This window comes from Acinetobacter sp. ANC 5045, assembly GCF_004331005.1.
In the GTDB taxonomy this organism is placed as follows: Bacteria; Pseudomonadota; Gammaproteobacteria; order Pseudomonadales; family Moraxellaceae; genus Acinetobacter; species Acinetobacter towneri.
The window spans coordinates 1-19,192 of the sequence record NZ_SJNS01000024.1; the positions used below are offsets into that span (position 1 = coordinate 1).

General features: G+C 42.1%; 23 protein-coding genes and 1 rRNA gene. 9 read left to right on the plus strand and 15 right to left on the minus strand.

Going from position 1 to position 19,192, the window contains the following annotated elements; all coding sequences use genetic code 11:
- Positions 1-84 precede the first annotated feature (84 nt).
- Positions 85-199: ribosomal RNA gene (gene rrf / locus E0H79_RS13715) — 5S ribosomal RNA — on the plus strand.
- Positions 200-338: 139 nt separating this feature from the next.
- On the opposite strand, the gene E0H79_RS13720 is transcribed toward rrf, so the two are convergent.
- On the minus strand, positions 339-1,718 hold the full coding sequence (locus E0H79_RS13720; protein ID WP_131261949.1) for a dihydrolipoyl dehydrogenase: 1,380 nt from the start codon (positions 1,716-1,718) through the stop codon (positions 339-341).
- A gap of 160 nt (positions 1,719-1,878) precedes the next feature.
- On the opposite strand from E0H79_RS13720, the gene E0H79_RS13725 reads away from it, so the two are divergent.
- The gene (locus tag E0H79_RS13725) at positions 1,879-4,092 is read left to right on the plus strand and encodes a hypothetical protein (protein WP_131261950.1); all 2,214 of its coding nucleotides are present in this window, start codon (positions 1,879-1,881) and stop codon (positions 4,090-4,092) included.
- A gap of 147 nt (positions 4,093-4,239) precedes the next feature.
- On the opposite strand, the gene E0H79_RS13730 is transcribed toward E0H79_RS13725, so the two are convergent.
- Positions 4,240-4,662, minus strand: a complete 423-nt coding sequence (locus E0H79_RS13730) for a beta-lactamase hydrolase domain-containing protein (protein WP_131261951.1) — start codon at positions 4,660-4,662, stop codon at positions 4,240-4,242.
- Positions 4,655-4,990 carry a TIGR01244 family sulfur transferase gene (locus E0H79_RS13735; protein WP_131261952.1) on the minus strand — a complete coding sequence of 112 codons (336 nt, stop codon included), beginning with the start codon at positions 4,988-4,990 and terminating at the stop codon, positions 4,655-4,657. The genes E0H79_RS13730 and E0H79_RS13735 overlap by 8 nt, the downstream gene beginning before the upstream one ends.
- Before the next feature lie 123 nt (positions 4,991-5,113).
- On the opposite strand from E0H79_RS13735, the gene E0H79_RS13740 reads away from it, so the two are divergent.
- The 3 genes from E0H79_RS13740 to E0H79_RS13750 are packed head-to-tail and all read left to right on the plus strand — an operon-like array spanning position 5,114 to position 6,916.
- Positions 5,114-6,010, plus strand: a complete 897-nt coding sequence (locus E0H79_RS13740) for an alpha/beta hydrolase (RefSeq protein ID WP_131261953.1) — start codon at positions 5,114-5,116, stop codon at positions 6,008-6,010.
- Complete coding sequence (gene trxC, locus E0H79_RS13745; RefSeq protein WP_070153832.1) at positions 6,011-6,442, plus strand: thioredoxin TrxC; 432 nt, start codon at positions 6,011-6,013, stop codon at positions 6,440-6,442.
- A gap of 27 nt (positions 6,443-6,469) precedes the next feature.
- Positions 6,470-6,916, plus strand: coding sequence for an acyl-CoA thioesterase (locus E0H79_RS13750; RefSeq protein ID WP_218618957.1), 447 nt, complete (start codon positions 6,470-6,472; stop codon positions 6,914-6,916).
- Positions 6,917-7,001: 85 nt separating this feature from the next.
- Here the strand turns inward: E0H79_RS13750 and E0H79_RS13755 are convergent, their stop codons facing one another.
- Complete coding sequence (locus E0H79_RS13755) at positions 7,002-7,505, minus strand: DUF4442 domain-containing protein (protein ID WP_096902415.1); 504 nt, start codon at positions 7,503-7,505, stop codon at positions 7,002-7,004.
- Positions 7,506-7,517: 12 nt separating this feature from the next.
- Positions 7,518-8,006: a YajQ family cyclic di-GMP-binding protein gene (locus tag E0H79_RS13760; RefSeq protein WP_004976234.1), complete on the minus strand. Its 489-nt coding sequence runs from the start codon at positions 8,004-8,006 to the stop codon at positions 7,518-7,520.
- A 92-nt stretch (positions 8,007-8,098) separates the two neighbouring features.
- Here E0H79_RS13760 and E0H79_RS13765 point away from each other — a divergent pair, with 92 nt between their 5' ends.
- Entirely contained in the window at positions 8,099-8,413 is a 315-nt protein-coding gene (locus E0H79_RS13765; RefSeq protein ID WP_004976235.1) for a rhodanese-like domain-containing protein, read from the plus strand.
- A gap of 79 nt (positions 8,414-8,492) precedes the next feature.
- On the opposite strand, the gene mnmC is transcribed toward E0H79_RS13765, so the two are convergent.
- Genes mnmC through E0H79_RS13785 form a run of 4 tightly spaced genes read right to left on the minus strand, consistent with a single transcriptional unit; the run spans position 8,493 to position 11,836 of the window.
- The gene (mnmC, locus tag E0H79_RS13770) at positions 8,493-10,394 is read right to left on the minus strand and encodes an FAD-dependent 5-carboxymethylaminomethyl-2-thiouridine(34) oxidoreductase MnmC (protein ID WP_131261954.1); all 1,902 of its coding nucleotides are present in this window, start codon (positions 10,392-10,394) and stop codon (positions 8,493-8,495) included.
- 37 nt (positions 10,395-10,431) lie between these two features.
- On the minus strand, positions 10,432-10,887 hold the full coding sequence (locus E0H79_RS13775; protein ID WP_004976237.1) for a hypothetical protein: 456 nt from the start codon (positions 10,885-10,887) through the stop codon (positions 10,432-10,434).
- Between the two features lie 5 nt (positions 10,888-10,892).
- Positions 10,893-11,195: a YciI family protein gene (locus tag E0H79_RS13780; RefSeq protein ID WP_004976238.1), complete on the minus strand. Its 303-nt coding sequence runs from the start codon at positions 11,193-11,195 to the stop codon at positions 10,893-10,895.
- Between the two features lie 29 nt (positions 11,196-11,224).
- A complete protein-coding gene (locus E0H79_RS13785) occupies positions 11,225-11,836 on the minus strand; it encodes a septation protein IspZ (RefSeq protein WP_004976239.1) in 612 nt (203 codons plus the stop codon).
- A 45-nt stretch (positions 11,837-11,881) separates the two neighbouring features.
- Between E0H79_RS13785 and E0H79_RS13790 the strand changes: the two genes are divergently transcribed.
- Positions 11,882-12,736, plus strand: coding sequence for a PHP domain-containing protein (locus E0H79_RS13790; RefSeq protein ID WP_131261955.1), 855 nt, complete (start codon positions 11,882-11,884; stop codon positions 12,734-12,736).
- A 105-nt stretch (positions 12,737-12,841) separates the two neighbouring features.
- On the opposite strand, the gene E0H79_RS13795 is transcribed toward E0H79_RS13790, so the two are convergent.
- On the minus strand, positions 12,842-13,750 hold the full coding sequence (locus E0H79_RS13795; RefSeq protein WP_004976242.1) for a bestrophin family protein: 909 nt from the start codon (positions 13,748-13,750) through the stop codon (positions 12,842-12,844).
- A 68-nt stretch (positions 13,751-13,818) separates the two neighbouring features.
- Positions 13,819-14,517, minus strand: a complete 699-nt coding sequence (gene radC / locus E0H79_RS13800; protein WP_104853058.1) for a RadC family protein — start codon at positions 14,515-14,517, stop codon at positions 13,819-13,821.
- A gap of 113 nt (positions 14,518-14,630) precedes the next feature.
- Here radC and coaBC point away from each other — a divergent pair, with 113 nt between their 5' ends.
- Complete coding sequence (coaBC, locus tag E0H79_RS13805; protein ID WP_131261956.1) at positions 14,631-15,905, plus strand: bifunctional phosphopantothenoylcysteine decarboxylase/phosphopantothenate--cysteine ligase CoaBC; 1,275 nt, start codon at positions 14,631-14,633, stop codon at positions 15,903-15,905.
- 77 nt (positions 15,906-15,982) lie between these two features.
- Here the strand turns inward: coaBC and secB are convergent, their stop codons facing one another.
- From secB to rsgA, 4 genes are all read right to left on the minus strand, one after another.
- Positions 15,983-16,441 carry a protein-export chaperone SecB gene (gene secB, locus E0H79_RS13810; RefSeq protein ID WP_004976246.1) on the minus strand — a complete coding sequence of 153 codons (459 nt, stop codon included), beginning with the start codon at positions 16,439-16,441 and terminating at the stop codon, positions 15,983-15,985.
- A gap of 34 nt (positions 16,442-16,475) precedes the next feature.
- On the minus strand, positions 16,476-16,730 hold the full coding sequence (grxC, locus tag E0H79_RS13815) for a glutaredoxin 3 (RefSeq protein ID WP_004976247.1): 255 nt from the start codon (positions 16,728-16,730) through the stop codon (positions 16,476-16,478).
- Between the two features lie 33 nt (positions 16,731-16,763).
- Positions 16,764-17,171: a rhodanese-like domain-containing protein gene (locus E0H79_RS13820; protein ID WP_004976250.1), complete on the minus strand. Its 408-nt coding sequence runs from the start codon at positions 17,169-17,171 to the stop codon at positions 16,764-16,766.
- A gap of 95 nt (positions 17,172-17,266) precedes the next feature.
- Positions 17,267-18,325 carry a small ribosomal subunit biogenesis GTPase RsgA gene (rsgA, locus tag E0H79_RS13825; RefSeq protein ID WP_096902409.1) on the minus strand — a complete coding sequence of 353 codons (1,059 nt, stop codon included), beginning with the start codon at positions 18,323-18,325 and terminating at the stop codon, positions 17,267-17,269.
- 123 nt (positions 18,326-18,448) lie between these two features.
- Between rsgA and orn the strand changes: the two genes are divergently transcribed.
- Positions 18,449-19,006 (plus strand): oligoribonuclease, encoded by a 558-nt coding sequence (orn, locus tag E0H79_RS13830; RefSeq protein ID WP_004976254.1) that lies wholly within the window; start codon positions 18,449-18,451, stop codon positions 19,004-19,006.
- The last annotated feature ends 186 nt before the right edge of the window (positions 19,007-19,192 follow it).

The window sequence follows — 19,192 nt, forward strand, 5'->3', positions numbered from 1 at the left end:
TACAGCCCAATCTGTTACAGATTCGGAAAACGCAGTGCATCACCATCGTGAGTAAGACCAATGCAAGTCTCCGTAAACAGTTGTGCTGGCGACCATAGCAAGAGTGAACCACCTGATCCCTTCCCGAACTCAGAAGTGAAACCTCTTCGCGCTGATGGTAGTGTGGGGTTACCCATGTGAGAGTAAGTCATCGCCAGCTCATTATTCTAAACACCCTCAACTAGCGTTGAGGGTGTTTTTTTATGTAGAAAAGAAAATATTAAAAACTATAAAAAGTGAAGGCAAAATAAAACCATCTGAGGATGGTTTTAAATAGTAAGCATATTTTCCAAATTTGATTAGACTTCACGTAGTTGTCGACGTGCATGTTTAAATGCTGTTCTTAAACCTTCTTCTAGTGTTGGATGGTAGAACGGTTTATCTAAAATATCCTCAAGTGTGAGTTCTTCATCAATCATCCAAGCCAATAAGTGCGCCATGTGCTCAGCAGCATCCACAAATAATTCAGCACCTAATAACTTTTGACTTTTATTATCAATATAAACTTCAATAGCACCTTTATTTTTTCCTAGCACCAAGGCGCGACCTTGTTTTTCATAAGAAACAAAGCCTGTTGTAAATGCAATATTTTGATCTTTCAGTTGTTTATAGTTTTGTCCTACAGATGCCATTTCAGGTGAGCTAAACACAATACCCATGGGTGTTAATGTTTTAATATTTTCAATGTTTGGAAAGCTTAAACAATTATGCACGGCTGCACGCCCTTCATGTGCTGCTTCATGTTGAATGGGAGTATTCGTGTGTGCATCACCCACAATAAAAATAGCATGCTGTCCGAGTTGTTTGGTATGAGGATCAATTGGGAGTTGTTTGATGTTGTTGAAACTTGTATCAATATTTTCAAGATGAAGCTGATCTAAATAGCTGCGTCTACCCGTAGCAACCAATACATAATCGGCAGTTAAGCTTTGTATTTGTCCATTTTCTTGATATTCAATTTTCACGCCTTGTTCTGTTTTTTGTAGTTGTGTAGGCAAGGTTTCAAATTTGATATTCAATTCTCGACTGAGTGTATCTTGTGCAATGGTTTGTAGTTCTGGGCTGCTGAGTGAACCAACTTTACGACTACGTGCAAAAATAGTGGTCTCTACCCCTAAGCGTTGCATAGCTTGAGCTAATTCGATTGCAATTACACCACTGCCAATGACGGTCAAAGATTGCGGTAAGTGCTCTAATTCAAAAATTTGATCTGATGTGATTAAGCGTTCGCCTAAGTTTTCTTTCCAGGCTTGGTCATAAGCAGGAGTAGAACCGACTGCAACAATAAAAGCTTTTGCCTGATATTGCTGTCCATTCACTTGAATTGTATGGGCATCAATAAAAGTCGCAAAGCCTGAAACTTTATGGGATGCTTCCCAACGATCTACATCTTTTTGTGTGGCACGGGTAAAACGATCACGTAATTGACGTACGTGCGTCATGATTTGGGATGTATCAATTTTTGCATCTACCGTGAGTGCAACTTCTTGTGCATGCTGAAAGTCGTGCATGCGATTGGCACTAGAGATGAGAACTTTGCTGGGCATACAACCAACGCGGGCACAGGTGGTATCCCATGGGCCGTGATTGATGATGAGTAGATTTTGGGTGTATTTAATCGCTTCTTTATAGGCGCTAATGCCTGCGGTGCCTGCACCAATGATAATGAGGTCGTACATTTGTGAGCTACTTCATGTAATAAATAAATTTAGGCTAACACAAGCAAAACATTTATCATGCTTTTATTTACATAAAGCAGTAACTATGGTTACATATCTGACAATATTAATTATATGTTTGATTAACTCATAGTTTTAGAGGGATTTGGGGATTAACTCAATGAAAAAGAAAGAAATTAGTTTTAAGTTTTCGGCTGTGGCTCTAGCAGTTTTATTGGCTGGCTGTGGTGGCGGTGGTTATTATGATAATAAAGCTACGGATTCTAATCCAGGAAATAATACGACCAATCCTAGTACTGGTGAAACAGTTCAAAATGTTAATGCTAGTGCTATTACTCTGACAGATGTTAATGGTGTACAAACTCAGGTTATTAACATTGATGGTGCAAAGGCCACTGTAAAAGTAACAGATCAATCAGGACAAGGTATCAGTGGTGCAGTTGTTACATTTACCACAACTGGTGATGTTATTTTAGGGAGTTCAAATGGTGCAGTACTAACTGATGCGGCAGGTGATGCATCAATTTCACTTGTACCAAGTAATCCTAGCTTAACTGGTGTTTATAAAGTCTCAGCTAGTGTGGAATATGGTGATAAAACTATTACTACTAAGGATTTAGCTTTTACTTTACAACCACTTAATGTTGTTTTAGCGAATATGGTTCCTTCGACGGATCAATTAGAAGTTGGTGGCTCAACAAATATTACATTAAAAACACAAACAGACAGCGGTAATTTTCAAAATAATGTAGTTGTAAACTTTACAGCTACATGTGGTACATTTACGCCAGCATCAGTTACTTCACTTAATCAGGGTGATATTACAACTACTTATAAAGCTATTTCTGTGACTGGTGAGCTGTGTCAAGGGCAGCCTATTATTTATGCAAAGAGCTCAAATAGTCAATCGACACCACAGGTTACAGTTAAAGTCGCACCAATTGCAGCAGACTCTTTAGTTTATACGACAACTTCTGCTGTTGATCTTGGTATTGCAGGTAGTGGTTCGGCTGCCTCTGGGCAGGTTGAGTTTACCCTTTTCGCAAATGGACGCCCTGCTCCTAATCAAGAGGTGTTGGTTCAATTAACAGAAGCTCCCCCAGATTTAAATTTTATTTCATTAGATAATAATAAACTTGAGAAATTAATAAAAAGTGATTCTAATGGAAAAATTATTGTAAACTTATACCCTGGTGATATTCCTGGACCAGTGGAAATTAAAGCAGCACTTGCGTCAGATCCGAAAGTCTATGCTTTATCTAAAAATGTAAAAGTTTCAACAGGTAGGGTCACTCAAAATGGTGTTAGTTTATCTGTTTCTAAACAATCTTTAAGAACGGATATTGATGGAGATACTTCTACAATTACCGCACGTTTAACAGATCGAGTTGGGAATGATGTACCTGAAGGGACAGTAATTAGTTTTGTTGCGGAAGGTGGCAAAGTAGATTCATCTTGTGCAACCAATAAAGCTGGTTCATGTAGCGTAACTTTGACGACACAAAATCCCCGTCCTGTAAATAACCGTGTTACTGTTTTAGCTTTTGTAGAGGGAGATAAAGCCTACAATGATTTAGACGGTAGTAATTCGTTTACAAAAGGGGATACTTTAACTCATAACATTGGTGCTTTTTTCCGTGATGATAATGAAGATAATCTCCATAATCTAGGTGAATTTATTTATAGTAAAGCGAATGCTGGTTTAAAATGCGCACTTTCTAGTTTTGAGCAGCCGAATATTCCTAATACTTGTGACAGTGGTTTAAGTGCAGTTTTACGTCAACAATTAGTTTTTGCGTTTGCTCATGATACTCCAACGTTTGTTTGGAAGAGTGGGTTTGAATCGAATGGAAAAATTTCAAAAGGGACTGGCACTTTTAGTTTTAATGTATATGGTAATAGTCTGAAAACTGTTCCAATGCCTTCTAGTACAACTGTTGGAGTTTCAGTTAAAGATAATACAACATTTGAACCTAGCGTTAAATTGATTGCAGTGCCATCTGATTCAACTAAAAAGGTTTTAAGTGTAACTGGAGCTGAACCATATAGTACTTTGAATATCACATTAGCAGATAAAGATTACGCAATTGTAATTTCTGGAAGTGGAACAGGAACCTCTGTGCCATTGGATGCAGCTATTACAGGTACACCACAATTTAATTATAAAAATCAGACTTGTGAGGCTGAGGTAATTAATGGAGATGAGACTGTTCCAAATACTATGGCTTTATTGACACCAACTACATTTGCAAATATTGCACCTGTCGTACAGTACACAGTTCGTTTGAAAGGCTGTGCACAGGGTGATGACATTAAGGTTATTACGAGTGTTCCTAATGGTAAAACCCAGACAAGTTGGTTAGAACTTAAATAATCAGTTATAAACTAAAAACCAACTCAAAATATTGAGTTGGTTTTTTATATTTACAAACTCGTCCCCACACTCACACCCACCGTCGGGCGCACTTGCATAGAACTACAAGCACTCAGAGCCAAGACACATATCACCACCAATAAAACTTTATTCATGCAACAAACCTTGAAATTTTGCCTGATGAAATAACGCACTAGAACGAGAGCCACTACGACAAATCATCAGAATGGGTTTTGGAAGCTCATTATAATATTTAGCGAATTCAAGAATGTCTGTTTGAGAAATTTTACCGCTGTTGACAGGTTGATAAATCACACTGATCTGGGATTTTTCCGCGATATTGCGTAATTCACTCACCTTGACTGCATTACCCATCTCTTGATCAGGGCGGTTCACAATCACAGATTTAAAACCTTGCCGCATCAACTGTGAAAATTTGGCAGCATTCATCTGACCTGCAACACTGACTTTGGTATTTAAAGTCTGAACATCGTTTTGAGCGTGACTCAGCGGGATACTGCTACAGATCAGAATACAGCAAAATACATACTTGAGGATGGGTTTAGTCATCCAACAAATCCATTTGTTTTGCCAACTGGAATAAGTTGTTTGAGCGGTTACCCGTGCGGCAGAACATCAACACAGGTTTTGGCAATTCGTTATAGTGATTGGCAAAAGTACGCACATCGACTTCAGTAATTTGACCAGACACCACAGGTTGAAAGACATAATCTAAGCCTGCTGCACGTGCAGCTTCTTCAATTTGCGCACTGCTTGGTTGCTCGGCACCACCTTCCATATCTGGGCGGTTATTAATAATTGACTTAAAGCCTTTCTCTACAACTTGGCTCACATGTTCAGGACCAATTTGACCCGCAAAACCGACTTGTTCAGACATGGGAATACTCCATCATTTTATTCATGACAATATGCTTTATGATAGCATTAAGCAGATTCAAGAGCAGAATGTTCTGAAATATTTATAACGACGATAACGATAAAATAACGCAATGGAGCGCTTATGCATTCCTATATGGTTGAGCCTTTATATGTCAAAAGTGATCACGAGGTGATTGCTGCAGACTTTTATCGCCCTAAATCTATAGAAAAACCCGCGGTGATTCTGATGGCGCATGGTCTGGCAGCCTTGCGTCATTTTAAATTGGTGCAATATGCACAACACTTTGCTCAGGCAGGCTATGCCGTGGTGCTATTCGATTATCGCTATTGGGGAGGAAGTACAGGGCGTCCACGTGAATTGGTATCCATAGAGGCGCAGTTAGATGACTGGCGCAGCATGATTTCACACCTTGCAGAACGTAAGTCGATTGATGCCAAACGTATGATTCTGTGGGGAACTTCACTGAGTGGCGGATATGTGCTGAGTTTGGCCTCACGCTTACACAATATTGCCGCGGTCATGGTACAAGTGCCTTTTGTAGATGGTGCGGAAAGTGCCAAGTTATATCCTTTGCAGCAACTTCCGAAAGCCCTAAAAATTTCCAGTCAGGACTATATGGGAGCAAAGGTGGGGATGTCACCCAAAACGCTTGCAGTGGTGGCGCAAAAAGAACTATGTTTTTTACCGACTGCAGACAGTTATGCAGGTTATATGTCAATTGTGAACCCCGACCATTACTGGAGTGGGGAAATTCCTGCTCGGGTGTTTTTTAATTTGATTCGTTATCGCCCCATTCAAGAAGTGCGGCAAATCAACATCCCTGTGTTATTTATTGCTGCACAGCGTGACAGCCTGATTCCAATTGAATCGAGCCGTGAAACGGCCACCAATATTGCGCCTTATGTGCAATATGAAGAGTGGGATATGCAACATTTTGATATTTATCATGGTGAATGGTTTAAAAAAGCCATTCAGACCCAATTAGAGTTTTTACAGCAACTGTTTGGAGTTCAGTAAATGATTATTGTATGCCCTGGATGTGGTGCAAAAAACCGTGTACCTGAAGATAAATTATCTGCCAATCCTGCATGTGGGCAGTGTCATCAAGCGCTGATTCCGCTTGCACCCATTGAATTGAATGAGCAAAATTTCAGTAATTTTATCCAAAATAGCGATTTACCTATTCTGATTGATCTTTGGGCGGACTGGTGTGGTCCTTGCAAGATGATGGCACCACATTTTGCAACAGTTGCCAAGCAAAATCCGCAGGTGGTGTTTGCCAAAATTGATACCGAGGCCAATCCACGCTTAAGCAGTGCATTCCATGTGCGCAGTATTCCAACACTGGTATTGATGAATAAAAGCAATGAAATTGCTAGAATAAGCGGCGCGCTACGAGCGACTGAATTACAACAGTGGTTGGATCAGCAACTCAACGCCCAGTCTTAATGCACTGTTCGTGCTAATTTAATGCAAATGTCCGGAGTGAACGTGTCAGATTCTCATGCAAAACCAGAGGGAGTGCTTTCCCTACAAACAATTGCCATGCCAGCAGATACCAACTGGAGTGGAGATGTCTTTGGAGGCTGGATCGTTTCACAGATGGATTTGGCTGGTGCGATTCATGCCGAGCGCTTTAGTAAAGGGCGCTGTGCCACGATTTCCATTAACCAGATGACTTTTTTAGTGCCTGTGAAAGTAGGCGATGTGATCAGTTGCTATACCAAAATTTTGAAAGTGGGCAATACTTCAATTCAAATGCAAATTGAAGTGTGGGATAGCCATGACGATTCACGTGAAGCCGTGCGTGTCACCGAAGGCGTATTTACCTTTGTTGCGGTTGATGTCAAAGGCTCAAAACGTCAGATTCCTGAAGAAGCCAAACAGAAGTTTTTAGAAGCTCAGGCTAGTCAAGCATCATAATTATCAAGCTAATCAAACATCGTAATGAAAAAATCCCAGCACAGTAGCTGGGATTTTTTTATTGGAGAAGAAACAAGTATTAGGCTTATTTCTGCTTTAAATGTGATTTTGACACCCATGCCCACAACATTTCACACTGAATCGGGGCTTCGCCTGATTCATCAATCACACTGACATTGACCAGTGTTTCGCCTTTGTCGGTGCTGTGCATGAGTTGTTGCTGTTCTGGGCTGAGTGTGGCAATGGCTGTCATTGCACCTTGAGTTGGACGTTTAAAGTCCACTTTCAGGCTTTTAATCAGCACAATGGCACTATCAGGTACATTCATAGCAGTCACAAAACCTGTAGCAGTTTCGGCAAGCAGCGCCATAGCACAGGCATGTACCTGTCCAATATGGTTTTGCATGGCTTTATGATTGGCAAGACTGACCACCACTTGCGATGGGGTTACTTCTTGATAGCGAATTTTCGCAGTGCCCACCATCGGCACGACACGACCAAAGGCTTGACTCAAAAGGCGGCTTTGAATGCCTTTCGGCAATTTTGATGTTGCTTTGACCAGTTTGTTTAAGCGATTGGTTGGTGTCATGACATCCCCAAATTAATCTTTAAAGTTGTTAAATTGCAGTGGCAGACCAAATTGTTGCTCTTTCAAGAACGCCATTACTTGTTGCAATGTGTCGCGTTTCTTGTCGGTCACACGAATTTTGTCACCCTGAATAGAAGATTGCACTTTAATGCCACTGTCTTTAATGGCTTTGTTAATTTTTTTTGCGGTATCTGAGTCAAGACCATCTTTAAGTTTGATCACTTGAATCACATTTTTACCTGATGCGGTCATTTTTTGTGGGTCAAGCGCCTGAATGTCGACTTTACGCTTATAGAAGTGATTTTCGAGCATGGTATACACTTGCTCACATTGGAAATCACTTTCAGTGGAGATTTTAATCTCTTTGTTTTTTTCATTGAGGTCGATAGAAACATCCTGACCACGAAAATCGAAACGAGTACCGATTTCTTTTTGTGTGTTTTGAACCGCATGATTCACTTCAAAAAGTTCTAATTCAGAAACAATATCGAAAGAAGGCATAATGAAGACCTTTGCAAATGGAAACAATATCTGAGATGCTAGGGATGTTTTCTTCATTTGCCAAGTGTTGTTTTACATCAAAGGAGTGCGCAATGATCCGTAAACAAGAAATTACAACATTTGAGTTCCCAGCTGACGCGATTATCTGGGATGTACGTGATGCAAGTGCTTATGCAGAAGCTCATGTTAAAGGTGCTGTGAATCAGCCAATTAACGATCTATCAGCAGAGAGTCTTACTCAGGTGTCGGCGGATCAACCCATTTACATTTTATGTGGTGGCGGAAGTAAAGCCCCACGTGCAGCGGAAAAACTAGAAGGTTTGGACAGCTCACGTGAATATGTGGTTTTAATGGGTGGTACACGTGCTGCGCGCGACGCAGGCATGCCTTTGGAACAAGGTCACTAAGTATCATCAATATGAAGAAAGCGCCGTAAGGCGCTTTTTTGTTGGGTATCGTTTTATTTCTATTTTCTCTAAGCGAGCGTTAGCTTGAAGGTGGAGGAGCTTTAAAATAAGGCTTCTTGGTTTTCACCTTTTTCTGAAAACGTGTAGCTGCCAGTTTTTGTACTAAGTTTTTAGGTACAGCGCAGGCTTCTGCTAAAACTTGTGCCGCCAGTATTTCACTGCACAACGGGGCAAATAAAAAGCCTTTAGAACCGAGTCCTGCAAAGCTGTAAATTTCCTGATCATCACGCATTTTGCCAAGTAGGGGAAAATAATCCTGACTTTGGGCGCGTAGCGAAGCGCGACCTTGCCAAGTATCTACGGGTGCTAAGTTTTCGGCATACGCAGGAAAGACACTGTGGATAAGTTCGTAGTTATGCACATGGTCTTCTGCCAAGACGTCACAATCTTCCCGATTTGGATAAAACGATGCACCTAAAATCAGTTGATCGGCATTGAGCTGCATGCAATAGCCGCCATAGCTATAGGCTTGTGATAATGGCAAAGCCTGATCTGTATTATTTACCCAGCTAACTTGCCCACGAATGGGTTTAAGCACAGGGTAATGCTCAAAAAAAGCACCGCTTTGCAGCGCTGCACAGACGATGACATGATCAAACACTCCAAGTTCAGTATCTACGCTGTGTAAGATCAGTTGCTGTGCTGTCGTGGTGATTTGTTTAATTTGAGCTTGCTGAAACTGAATGTGCGGATGCGCAAGAATTTCATCACGCAGTTGATGTGGAGAAACTGCTCCTGCTTGCAATAAGTTTAAACTGGCAAAGTCGCTTTGTGGCGTAAGTTCGGTTGCACTCTGTGCTGCTAAAATACCTTTTGGGTATTGTGTGGCTAAATCCAGCAATTCATCGGCATGTTTAAGTGCCAGTTGATGAATCTGCAACGGACGAAATGCTTTGAATGCGGCATAGTGATTTAAAGCATGTTGCCATGCCAAAGTCATTAAATGATCAGCACTTTGATGAATTGGGCAAAGTTTTGGGTTTAAGAGTGCCAAAGGATTGCCAGAACCGCCTGCAAGTGGCGCTGTTTGGTCATAGAGCGTGACTTGATGCCCTCGTTGGGAAAATGCCCACGCACAGCTTAAACCCGCAATTCCTGCGCCTATGATCGCAATATGGCGCTGTTGGTTGCTTGTTGTGGTATTTGTTGTAATTTGAGTTTCGTTCTGATCGGATATTGGCTCTATTTCAGGCGCTTGCCAGATGGCTTTCAGCATTTCCCGTTTATGCCCAAAACCGCGTGGGCGGGTGATGTGAATACCGTGTTGTTTTAAGCCACGTTTGAGTACGCCTGCCACACTAAATGAGGCAAAAGTCGTGCCATAATCGGACAGTGCTACAATCGGGTTGAGCACGGTTTCCTGCCACATATCGGGGTTACAGGCGGGTGCAAAGCCATCTAAAAACCACGCATTGACAGGAGCAGTTTTAGCAATGACAGGAAAAACTTCCTGAGCATCGCCTAGCCATAAATCTAGGCTAAAGCGTTCATCTGGAAAGTTTAAACGATGACAGCCTGCAATAGCGGCAGGGTATTGCTGAATCAGCTGTTCAGACAGATGACTGAGTTCGGGCCAAGCCGCTAAGGCACGTATAAGATCGGCTTTGCAAAGTGGAAATTTTTCGACAGAAATTGCGTGTAAATGGCTGCGATTATTGGGACGTACCTGTTGCCATAATTGCCAGAGCGCTAAAATATTTAAGCCTGTACCAAAGCCTGTTTCGCCTACACAAAAATATTCAAAATCATTCAGCGCTGCTAAACGGATGGGTAAGTCATTGCCCTGTAAAAACACATGCCGTGTTTCTAATAAACCGTTGTCTTTAGAGAAATACACATCGCCAAATTGTTTGGAAATGGGCACATCAATACCATCGACCAGTTGCCAATCCAGCTCGGCAGTTTGAATAGGCTGAAACAAAACCAGAGTACCTTAAATCAAGAGGTGAATGCTCACCTTACCATTGGCGGCGACGTTTGGTATAGACATAGCTAGCAATTAAGAAGCCGAGCAATACGCCAACCGCGAGTGTTGCAGCACCGTATAAAAACATTTGCGCACTGCGTTCACTTTGCAGTACTTGAACTTGCACGCCTAAATTATCGTTTTTAAGTTGCAGTTCCTGATTCTGTGCCAAAGCATCGAGGTTTGCCTGTTCAAGTTGTTGCAAACGTGTGCTCTGATCTTTAATCAAGGCTTTGGTTTTAGCTTCCTGAAGGGCTTTATTTTTGGCAATTTGTTCTGCAGTCAGGGGCTTATCTTGTGCAGGAGTAACCCCATTGGCTGTTGCTACAGCTGCCGTGTTGGTCACAGCAGCAGGAGCAGGTGCAGTAGGTGTGGTTGTGGCTGGCTCAACTGCATATACAGGTGAACTGAGCAGAACAGCAACAACACTGGCAACAACGAAACGCATAGCGCTTATCCTTGAGGGAATGCTTTATTGAATGGCTTAACGTCAATGTGGCTATATACGCCTTCTTTTAAGAAAGGTTCATCTTGTAGCCAAGCATCGAGTGCTTCACGACTGTCAAAATCGACAATCATGGTGCTGCCATAAAAGCCTGCTTGTGGATTGCTTGGGTCTTTTGGCATTGCCCCCGCCACAATTAAGCGACCTTCGGCATCGAGTTGTTGCAAACGTGCAAGATGTGCAGGACGGGTCGCAAGACGTTTTTCCAGTGTACCTTCACGGTCAGTACAACTCAGAACAAATAAAGGCATAGTTACTCTCGAATATCGCAGATCAGAAATTATTCAGATGTTTTAAAGTATTTGCGCAATACAATAAACTGCACAATGATAAAGGAAAACATCACAATCATGTCACCAAAAGCAGTGAATTCGCCCCAATATTTTCCGTCCATAAATAAAAATGCAAAAAATACGTGTAGGAAAGACATGACTGCAAACATGGCTGCCCAAGTATAATTCAGGTTTTTCCAGCCAGCTTCGGTCAAGTTGAACACAGGCCCAAATAAGCGTTGAATCAGTGGTTTACGGTCTTTGCTGAACCATGGTGATAGCAAAAAAGCACCTGCAAATACAATGTTTAAAATGGCAGCTTTCAGGCGAATATAAAAGTCATCGCTTAACATTAAAGTAACGCCACCAAAAATTACGGTCATAAACAGCACAATCCACTGTTGTTTATCTAAACGGAATTTTTGCATGATGAACAATGCGCCGTACACCACTAACATCGAGATGATCAGACCTGTGGTGGCCACCAAAATATGGTTGTTATCGACACCGCCTGCAGAGCCGATGAGTTGTAGTAATTGATGATTAGTGTCTTTTGGATCTACAGTTTTGTATAAATAAAAGAAAATAATGAGGGGCACAAAGTCTAAAAGTGCTTTCATGTTAGAGTATCTAAATCTGATCAAATAAATGACATAGTATAAGTGATGCACGGCGTAGATTTACATACACACAGTAATATTTCTGATGGAACTTTGTCACCTGGAGAATTGGTGTCTGCGGCAATTCAGCAGGGCATTCATACCTTGGCATTGACTGATCATGACACAATGGATGGGCTGGCTTTGGCAGAGCAAGCGGCTCAGGGGCAAGATTTAAAGATTATTTCGGGAGTGGAAATTTCCAGTCAATGGTCACGTCCTGCCACTAAAAAAAGCTATAGCGTGCATGTGGTGGCGCTAAACATGCAAAATCCTGCACCTTTACAGGCGCTGCTGGAACAGCAAAAACAAATTCGTGCAGAACGTGCCAAACAAATTTGTGATTTACTCACTCCGCTGATTGGACAAGATATTTATAATGATGTACTTCTTAAAGTCGAAGGCGTAGCAGATCGGATTACCCGTACGCACATTGCCAAAACTTTACAGGAAAAAGGCATTGTAACGCGTGTGCAGCAAGCATTTGATAAATACATCAAAGAAGGCAAAAAGGCTTATGTGAAATTTGATGGCTTGAGTTTGGAAGATACGATTCGGGTAATTCATGACAGTCAGGGTTTTGCCGTGTTGGCGCATCCAACCCGTTATGATTTATCTGCGACCAATATTCGTTATTTGATTGAAATTTTTGCCAAATATGGGGGTGATGCAGTGGAATTGCCGCCTAATATTGACCCTGCATCGACCCGTCAAATGGTGGATCGCATGATTGCTGAACATGGTCTAAAAGTATCTGTCGGCAGCGATTTTCATGGTGAAAATATGCCGTGGATTAAATTGGGCAATATTCCGCGGGTGAAAGATGGTCAAATTGGGATTTGGGAGAGTTTTGTTGAGTAACTCCCTCATCCCAACCTTCTCATATAAGCAGATGTGATATCCATTATTAAAATTTAGAAAGGATAAAAACTCCTTCTCCCTCTGGGAGAAGGTTGGGAAGAGGGTCTAAAGCAAATTATTGTCCTGTGCCTGAATTGGTGGTGGCGTTGGTTTACCCAACGTACCCAATAATTCAATTTCAATGGTTCTTACCATGGCATCTAAAGGTAAGTCATTGCTTTGCGTGCCAAAAGGTTCTTCAATTTCAGAACTGAGCGCATCCAGACCTAAAAAAGTATAAGCCAAAATACCGACCAAAAGCGGAGTCGCCAATCCGAGTGTAGACCCTAAACTAAAGGGCAACATAAAACAGAAAAAGTACACTGTTCGGTTAAGTAGGACTGAATACGCAAAAGGGAGCGGTGTGGTAGCAATACGGTCACAACCCGTGAGTACCAAACTCAGCTCTGTGACGTGTTGATTCATTTGTGTGTAAATAATATCGGAAATTTCGCCCTCTTTAAGTGCTTGCATTAACTCCCATTGAATCAAACTGAGCGTGTATTGCGGCGCATTGGCTTGTTGATAAAGTTGGGTAATTGCTTGCTGACTCATGCCACTGGTTTGAATTAACTCGGTTGGATTGGCAGTTTGATGACGCAGGCGGTCGCGCAAGACATTGGCAAATACAATGACGTGCTGAATGACGCGTTCACGTCGTGCTTGACTAAGTATACGGCAGTCGCGGTCAAAGTGGCGCGCGTTGGCAATCAGCATGCCCCAAAGTTTACGTGCCTCCCACCAACGGTCATAACAGGCAGAGTTTTTAAAGCCCAAAAAAATCGACAGCACCACCCCAATTAAAGTAAAGCCAACCAAAGGCAATTCTGGAAAATGAAAATAACCAATATAAGACAAACCGCCAATAATGGTGGAGATCAACATCACCACGCCCAAAGGCGGTAAGACCTTCGGTAAAATCGTGCCCCGCCAAGAAAACAGTAAGTTAAATACACTGGGTTGATCGACTATCATTTTATTAGAATCATCACAATTTTTTGATGATCTTCTGTGCTTGTGCAGGCTTTGTCAATATGCAAATTTTAAGTGTGCTCAAATTTAAGCAGTTGTTGTTCGGCAAAGGAAAAATTACCTTCACTTGAGATGATACAGTGATCGATCAAACGCAGCTCTAGCAACTGACAGGCTTGCTGAATCTGCTGCGTCAGGATTAAATCTGCACGTGAGGGATGTGGCAATCCGAAAGGATGATTGTGTGCAATCACAATCGCCGTAGCGTGTTGGCTAATTGCAAAACGCAGCAATTGATTAATAGAAATTTCACACGAATTCACTGCGCCATAAAATAACTTTTTAAAGCTGATTTTGCGTAAACAGGCATCTAGACAAAGTACCGCAAACACTTCTTGGGTTTCGCCCAAAAGTTCAAAACGCAAATACTCCATCAAACGTTTGGAGTTGCTAAGCTCTAGCGCATCTTGTTTTAAATGTTCAGCCACATAACGCCGTCCGAGTTCTTTAACTGCCATGAGCTGTGAATATTTACTGTTACCCATGCCGTGAAATTGACACAACTCGGCAATGGGTGCATCGAGTAAAGTAGTGAGATTGCCAAAATGCTGAATTAGCAATCGTGCCAACTCCACCGCAGAATGTTGTTGCGAGCCTGAGCGCAGGAAAATAGCCAGTAGTTCGGCATCGGACAAACTTGCAGCACCATTTTGAATCAGACGCTCACGTGGCCGTTCTTGTTCAGGCCAATGTTTAATAGATAAATGCATTGTTATTTGACTTTTTTATTCTAAATTTGAAACTTAAATCCCAACAGATCTCTTGGGAATGACATTATTTAATGCTATTGTGAGCGCCACTGCAACAAAAAGGTGGCTTATTTGTGAGCTTCGATTTAAGCGTCCTCCCTCATAAAAATATTATTTTAGCTGTGACAGGCGGCATTGCGGCCTATAAAAGTGCGATTTTAGTGCGTCGTTTAAAGGATGCGGGGTTTAGTGTTCGCGTGGTCATGACCAAGGGGGCACAAGCTTTTATTACACCGCTGACCTTTCAAGCACTGTCAGGCAATCCAGTACATACCGAATTATTAGATACCGAAGCCGAAGCAGGCATGGGGCATATTGAATTGGCACGGTGGGCCGATTTAATTTTGGTTGCGCCCGCCAGTTGCGACACCTTAGCCAAATTTGCTGCAGGTCTGGCCGATGATTTGCTCAGTACTTTATATTTAGCCACCAGTGCACCAGTTTGGGTTGCACCTGCCATGAATCAGCAAATGTGGGCAGCCAAAGCCACACAGCGTAACTTAACCACTTTGGTGGAAGATGGCGTGCATGTAATTATGCCCGATGCGGGCGAACAAGCCTGTGGAGATGTTGGTTTAGGGCGTATGCCAGAACCTGAAGATTTGGCGCATCAGGTGACGCAGTATTTTCATCAGGCACAGCGTGCTTTGGTGGAAAAATTTGGCATGTTGGCAGGCAAAAATGTCACCATTACAGCAGGCCCAACCCGCGAAGCTTTAGACCCTGTGCGTTATATTTCTAACCATAGTACAGGCAAAATGGGTTTTTCTTTGGCTGCAGCCTGTTATGCAGCAGGGGCAAAAGTCACGCTTATTGCAGGCCCAGTTAGTTTAGATACGCCAAATGGGGTACAGCGAATTAATGTGTCTTCTGCAATTCAAATGCTAGATACCAGTTTGCAGATGCTTGAACAAGGCTGTGATATTTTCATCGCTACAGCCGCGGTGGCAGATTACCGCGTGGCAGAAATAGCGGAACACAAAATTAAAAAATTAGGCGATGAGCTGAATGTGGCGTTGGTCAAAAACCCTGATATTGTTGCGACCATTGCACAACAGGAAAAACGTCCGTTTATGGTTGGCTTTGCTGCAGAAACCCGCAATGTAGAAGAGTATGCAGCAGGCAAGTTGGTGGCGAAAAAGCTAGATATGATTGCCTGCAATGACGTTTCCCGTGCCGATATTGGTTTTGCTTCCGATGAAAATGCCATGACGGTATTTTTTGCCGAAAGCTACCGTATGGAAAAACGCGATTTGGAAAAAGCCTCGAAACAGGAAATTGCGCAGCAATTGGTCGAAGCGATTCATGATGCCTTGTATCGAGATCCATCTCAGGATGATGATTTTTAATTTTGATCGTCCATCAGCAAACGGATGACATAAAAAACCGCTGAAATTTCAGCGGTTTTTTTATATCCAATCGCGAATTAAGCTTGACCTTCAGCTGCAGCGGCTTGAGCACGTTGCATATTGGCTTCAAACTCGGCATCGAAGTTGATTGGCGTTAACAATAATTGTGGAAAGCTGCCTTTGGTAACCATATCATTCACTGCTTCACGCAAGAATGGGAACAAAATGTTCGGGCAGTATGCGCCAAGAATGTACGGTAAACGCTCTTCTTCAACGCCATCAATCAGGAAAATACCAGCTTGGGTAACATCAACAATAAATGCAGTATCGCCTGCGTTGTTGGCTTGAACCACAACTTTTAATGCTACTTCAAAGTGGGTTGGATCAATTTTTTCTGCAGAAGATGACAGGTTGATGTTCAATTCAGGCTGCCATTCTTTGGTAAATACTTGTGCCCCAGGAACTTCAAAAGAAATGTCTTTGGTATAAATACGCTCTAATGCCAATTGTGGTTGAGCTTGTTGTTCTTCACTCATGTTAAATCCTTAAGAGTTGGTTATCGTGTTATGTTTATGCCAATAATTGATCGAGCTTGCCTTCGCGATCTAACGCATATAATTGGTCAAAGCCGCCAATAAACTGGTCATTGATGAAAATTTGTGGAACGGTACGATGATTGGTGCGTTGCATTAATTCAACACGTACTTCAGGCGCTTCATTCGACAAATTAATTTCTTTATAGGCAACGCCTTTACGCTCAAGGAGTTGTTTTGCACGAATGCAGTATGGACATACAGTCGTTGAATAAATAGTGACTTCAGCCATGATTGTTCTCCTTGCGAAAAATATTGGGTAAAACTATTTGCTTTTTACTAAAGGTAAACCTTGTGCTTTCCAGTTGCTAATACCGCCATCTAAACGATAGGCATCGGTATGTGCGACCTGTTGTAAAGCACTGCCTGCAACCTGACCCAAGTTACAGATAAAGACCAATGGGCGATCTGAGGTTTTTAACTCTTCAACATGCTTGGTAATTTGGCTATAGGGAATATTGCGGCTACCACTGATATGACCTTCACGGAAATCTTTGGCATCACGTAAATCAATCAACATGGCATTTTTAGCTTTGACTAAAATACCCAAAGATTGTGGGGAAATTTTGCGACCATTGCGTTGACCTTCTAACACAAAGAACAACACTACCAATACAGCCAGCGTCCCAAATAAGAAGGGATGATTCCCCATAAATTCGAACCAACGTTCCACAAGTCACCTAAATTACAATGTCAAAATTGTTCAAGAGTATAGCGTATAAATATGGCGATCAAAAACACCGCTTCAAGGGCAGCGCCACAATAAAATTAATTTTTTTGTTGCGCTTCGGCAATTTCATCACACAGTCTTAAATAACTGTCTAAACGACGCGATAAAATTTCGCCTTCTGCAGCAGCCAGTCGCAGCGCACATTGCTTTTCATGTTTATGGGTACAGTTGCGGAATTGGCAATGACCCAACAGGTTTTCAATTTCAGGAAAACCATTTTGAATTTTATCTTGGCTCAAGTGCCACAAACCAAATTCACGAATCCCCGGTGAGTCAATTAAGGCAGCACCATCTCCAAAGCCAATTAAACGAGTAGAGGTTGTGGTGTGCTGTCCAAGTGCCGAGTTTTCCGAAATGATATTGGTCTTTTGCGCCGCTTCGGGCACGATGGCATTAATCAGCGAGCTTTTACCCACGCCCGATTGCCCGACAAAAGCTACCGTTTCACCTGCTAAACGTGCCGCTAAATGCTCTAAATTCGCATCGGATTGGGTTTGCATAACTTCATATCCCAAGTCTTGATATTCCTTGAGCAAGTCTAAAATCGGGTCGTTTTCTTTGAGTAAATCAGATTTGTTTAAAACCAATAAGGCGGGAATATCGGCATCGGCACAAGCAACCAAATAGCGGTCAATCAAGCCCGGTGCAGGTTCAGGCAAAGGCGCAAAAACAATCACAATCAAACTGATATTGGCGGCAACAGGTTTAACTTTGTGATAACGATCAGGTCGGGTCAATAAAGATTGGCGTGGATGAATCGCGGTAATAATCCCTAAACCTGTATTCGGATCGGCTTGCCATTTGACCCGATCTCCCGTCACCAATAATTCTAAATTGGTGCGAGTATGACAACGCCAAATGCTGCCTATTTCGATAGGTTTCCAAAACGGTTCAGGCTCACCTGCGTGCACCACAGGTTTTTCAGGATGAATTTCAGGAACAGATAAAGCCTGCACTTCTAATTGACGACCATAGTGTTGTACCACCAAGCCTTCTAAATCATGTGAAGTGTCAATGTCTGCCTGACGTGACTTGTGTTGTTTTTCAATTCGACGTTGCTGTTGTTCAGTCAATCGACGCTTACGAATTAAAGCCATTCATATCCTAAAAAACCATGAACTCAGGATGGTAAAAATAGCATGAAGCGGGGGCACAGTTACAGCCAAGAAGCAAGAAATTTGCTACTATGTTGTTTTTAAGCCGAATAAGATTGCACATTTATGAGCAGCACGCCTGATACTCGCCTCATTTGGATTGATTTGGAAATGACAGGTTTAGATACCGATAACGACCAAATTATTGAAGTGGCTACCATTGTGACCGATGATCATTTAAATATTTTGGCAGAAGGTCCTGTGCTGGCTGTGCATCAACCTGATCGTATTTTAAATGCCATGGATGAGTGGAATACACGTCAGCATGGACAATCGGGCTTAATTGAGCGTGTGCGTCGCAGCAAACTCACTGCGCAGGATGCAGAACAGCAAACTATTGAGTTTCTGAAAAAATGGGTTAATCCTAAAACATCGCCAATGTGTGGCAACTCAATTTGCCAAGACCGCCGTTTTTTACACCGTTTAATGCCTGAATTGGAACAGTACTTCCATTATCGTAATTTGGATGTTTCATCAGTGAAAGAGTTGGCAAAGCGCTGGCGTCCAGAAATTATGAGCGGTTTGAAAAAGAATGCGTCGCATTTGGCGATGGATGATATTCGTGATTCGATTGCTGAGCTGAAATATTATCGCCAATACTTTTTTATTATGAATCAGGACTAAAACCTTTTTCTGCGTAGGAGATGGAGCTGTAACAGTAACAGCGATCTCTTGCGCCAAAACGGTATGAGTCACTCATAAATAAGAAATAATAAGATATGACTCAGCATTGCCTTATGTATTACTTTATATAGAGATATTAGAGGCAAGTTTGTATAAAGTTAAGCAATGCTTAGGTGTTTATTGGTT

Excerpts from the sequence above, each read along its gene's own strand:
- E0H79_RS13720 (WP_131261949.1), bottom strand. The coding sequence starts at position 1,718 with ATGTACGACCTCATTATCATTGGTGCAGGCACCGCAGGCATTAGCGCC.
- E0H79_RS13725 (WP_131261950.1), top strand. The coding sequence starts at position 1,879 with ATGAAAAAGAAAGAAATTAGTTTTAAGTTTTCGGCTGTGGCTCTAGCA.
- E0H79_RS13730 (WP_131261951.1), bottom strand. The coding sequence starts at position 4,662 with ATGACTAAACCCATCCTCAAGTATGTATTTTGCTGTATTCTGATCTGT.
- E0H79_RS13735 (WP_131261952.1), bottom strand. The coding sequence starts at position 4,990 with ATGTCTGAACAAGTCGGTTTTGCGGGTCAAATTGGTCCTGAACATGTG.
- E0H79_RS13740 (WP_131261953.1), top strand. The coding sequence starts at position 5,114 with ATGCATTCCTATATGGTTGAGCCTTTATATGTCAAAAGTGATCACGAG.
- trxC (WP_070153832.1), top strand. The coding sequence starts at position 6,011 with ATGATTATTGTATGCCCTGGATGTGGTGCAAAAAACCGTGTACCTGAA.
- E0H79_RS13750 (WP_218618957.1), top strand. The coding sequence starts at position 6,470 with ATGTCCGGAGTGAACGTGTCAGATTCTCATGCAAAACCAGAGGGAGTG.
- E0H79_RS13755 (WP_096902415.1), bottom strand. The coding sequence starts at position 7,505 with ATGACACCAACCAATCGCTTAAACAAACTGGTCAAAGCAACATCAAAA.
- E0H79_RS13760 (WP_004976234.1), bottom strand. The coding sequence starts at position 8,006 with ATGCCTTCTTTCGATATTGTTTCTGAATTAGAACTTTTTGAAGTGAAT.
- E0H79_RS13765 (WP_004976235.1), top strand. The coding sequence starts at position 8,099 with ATGATCCGTAAACAAGAAATTACAACATTTGAGTTCCCAGCTGACGCG.
- E0H79_RS13775 (WP_004976237.1), bottom strand. The coding sequence starts at position 10,887 with ATGCGTTTCGTTGTTGCCAGTGTTGTTGCTGTTCTGCTCAGTTCACCT.
- E0H79_RS13780 (WP_004976238.1), bottom strand. The coding sequence starts at position 11,195 with ATGCCTTTATTTGTTCTGAGTTGTACTGACCGTGAAGGTACACTGGAA.
- E0H79_RS13785 (WP_004976239.1), bottom strand. The coding sequence starts at position 11,836 with ATGAAAGCACTTTTAGACTTTGTGCCCCTCATTATTTTCTTTTATTTA.
- E0H79_RS13790 (WP_131261955.1), top strand. The coding sequence starts at position 11,882 with ATGCACGGCGTAGATTTACATACACACAGTAATATTTCTGATGGAACT.
- E0H79_RS13795 (WP_004976242.1), bottom strand. The coding sequence starts at position 13,750 with ATGATAGTCGATCAACCCAGTGTATTTAACTTACTGTTTTCTTGGCGG.
- radC (WP_104853058.1), bottom strand. The coding sequence starts at position 14,517 with ATGCATTTATCTATTAAACATTGGCCTGAACAAGAACGGCCACGTGAG.
- secB (WP_004976246.1), bottom strand. The coding sequence starts at position 16,441 with ATGAGTGAAGAACAACAAGCTCAACCACAATTGGCATTAGAGCGTATT.
- grxC (WP_004976247.1), bottom strand. The coding sequence starts at position 16,730 with ATGGCTGAAGTCACTATTTATTCAACGACTGTATGTCCATACTGCATT.
- rsgA (WP_096902409.1), bottom strand. The coding sequence starts at position 18,325 with ATGGCTTTAATTCGTAAGCGTCGATTGACTGAACAACAGCAACGTCGA.
- orn (WP_004976254.1), top strand. The coding sequence starts at position 18,449 with ATGAGCAGCACGCCTGATACTCGCCTCATTTGGATTGATTTGGAAATG.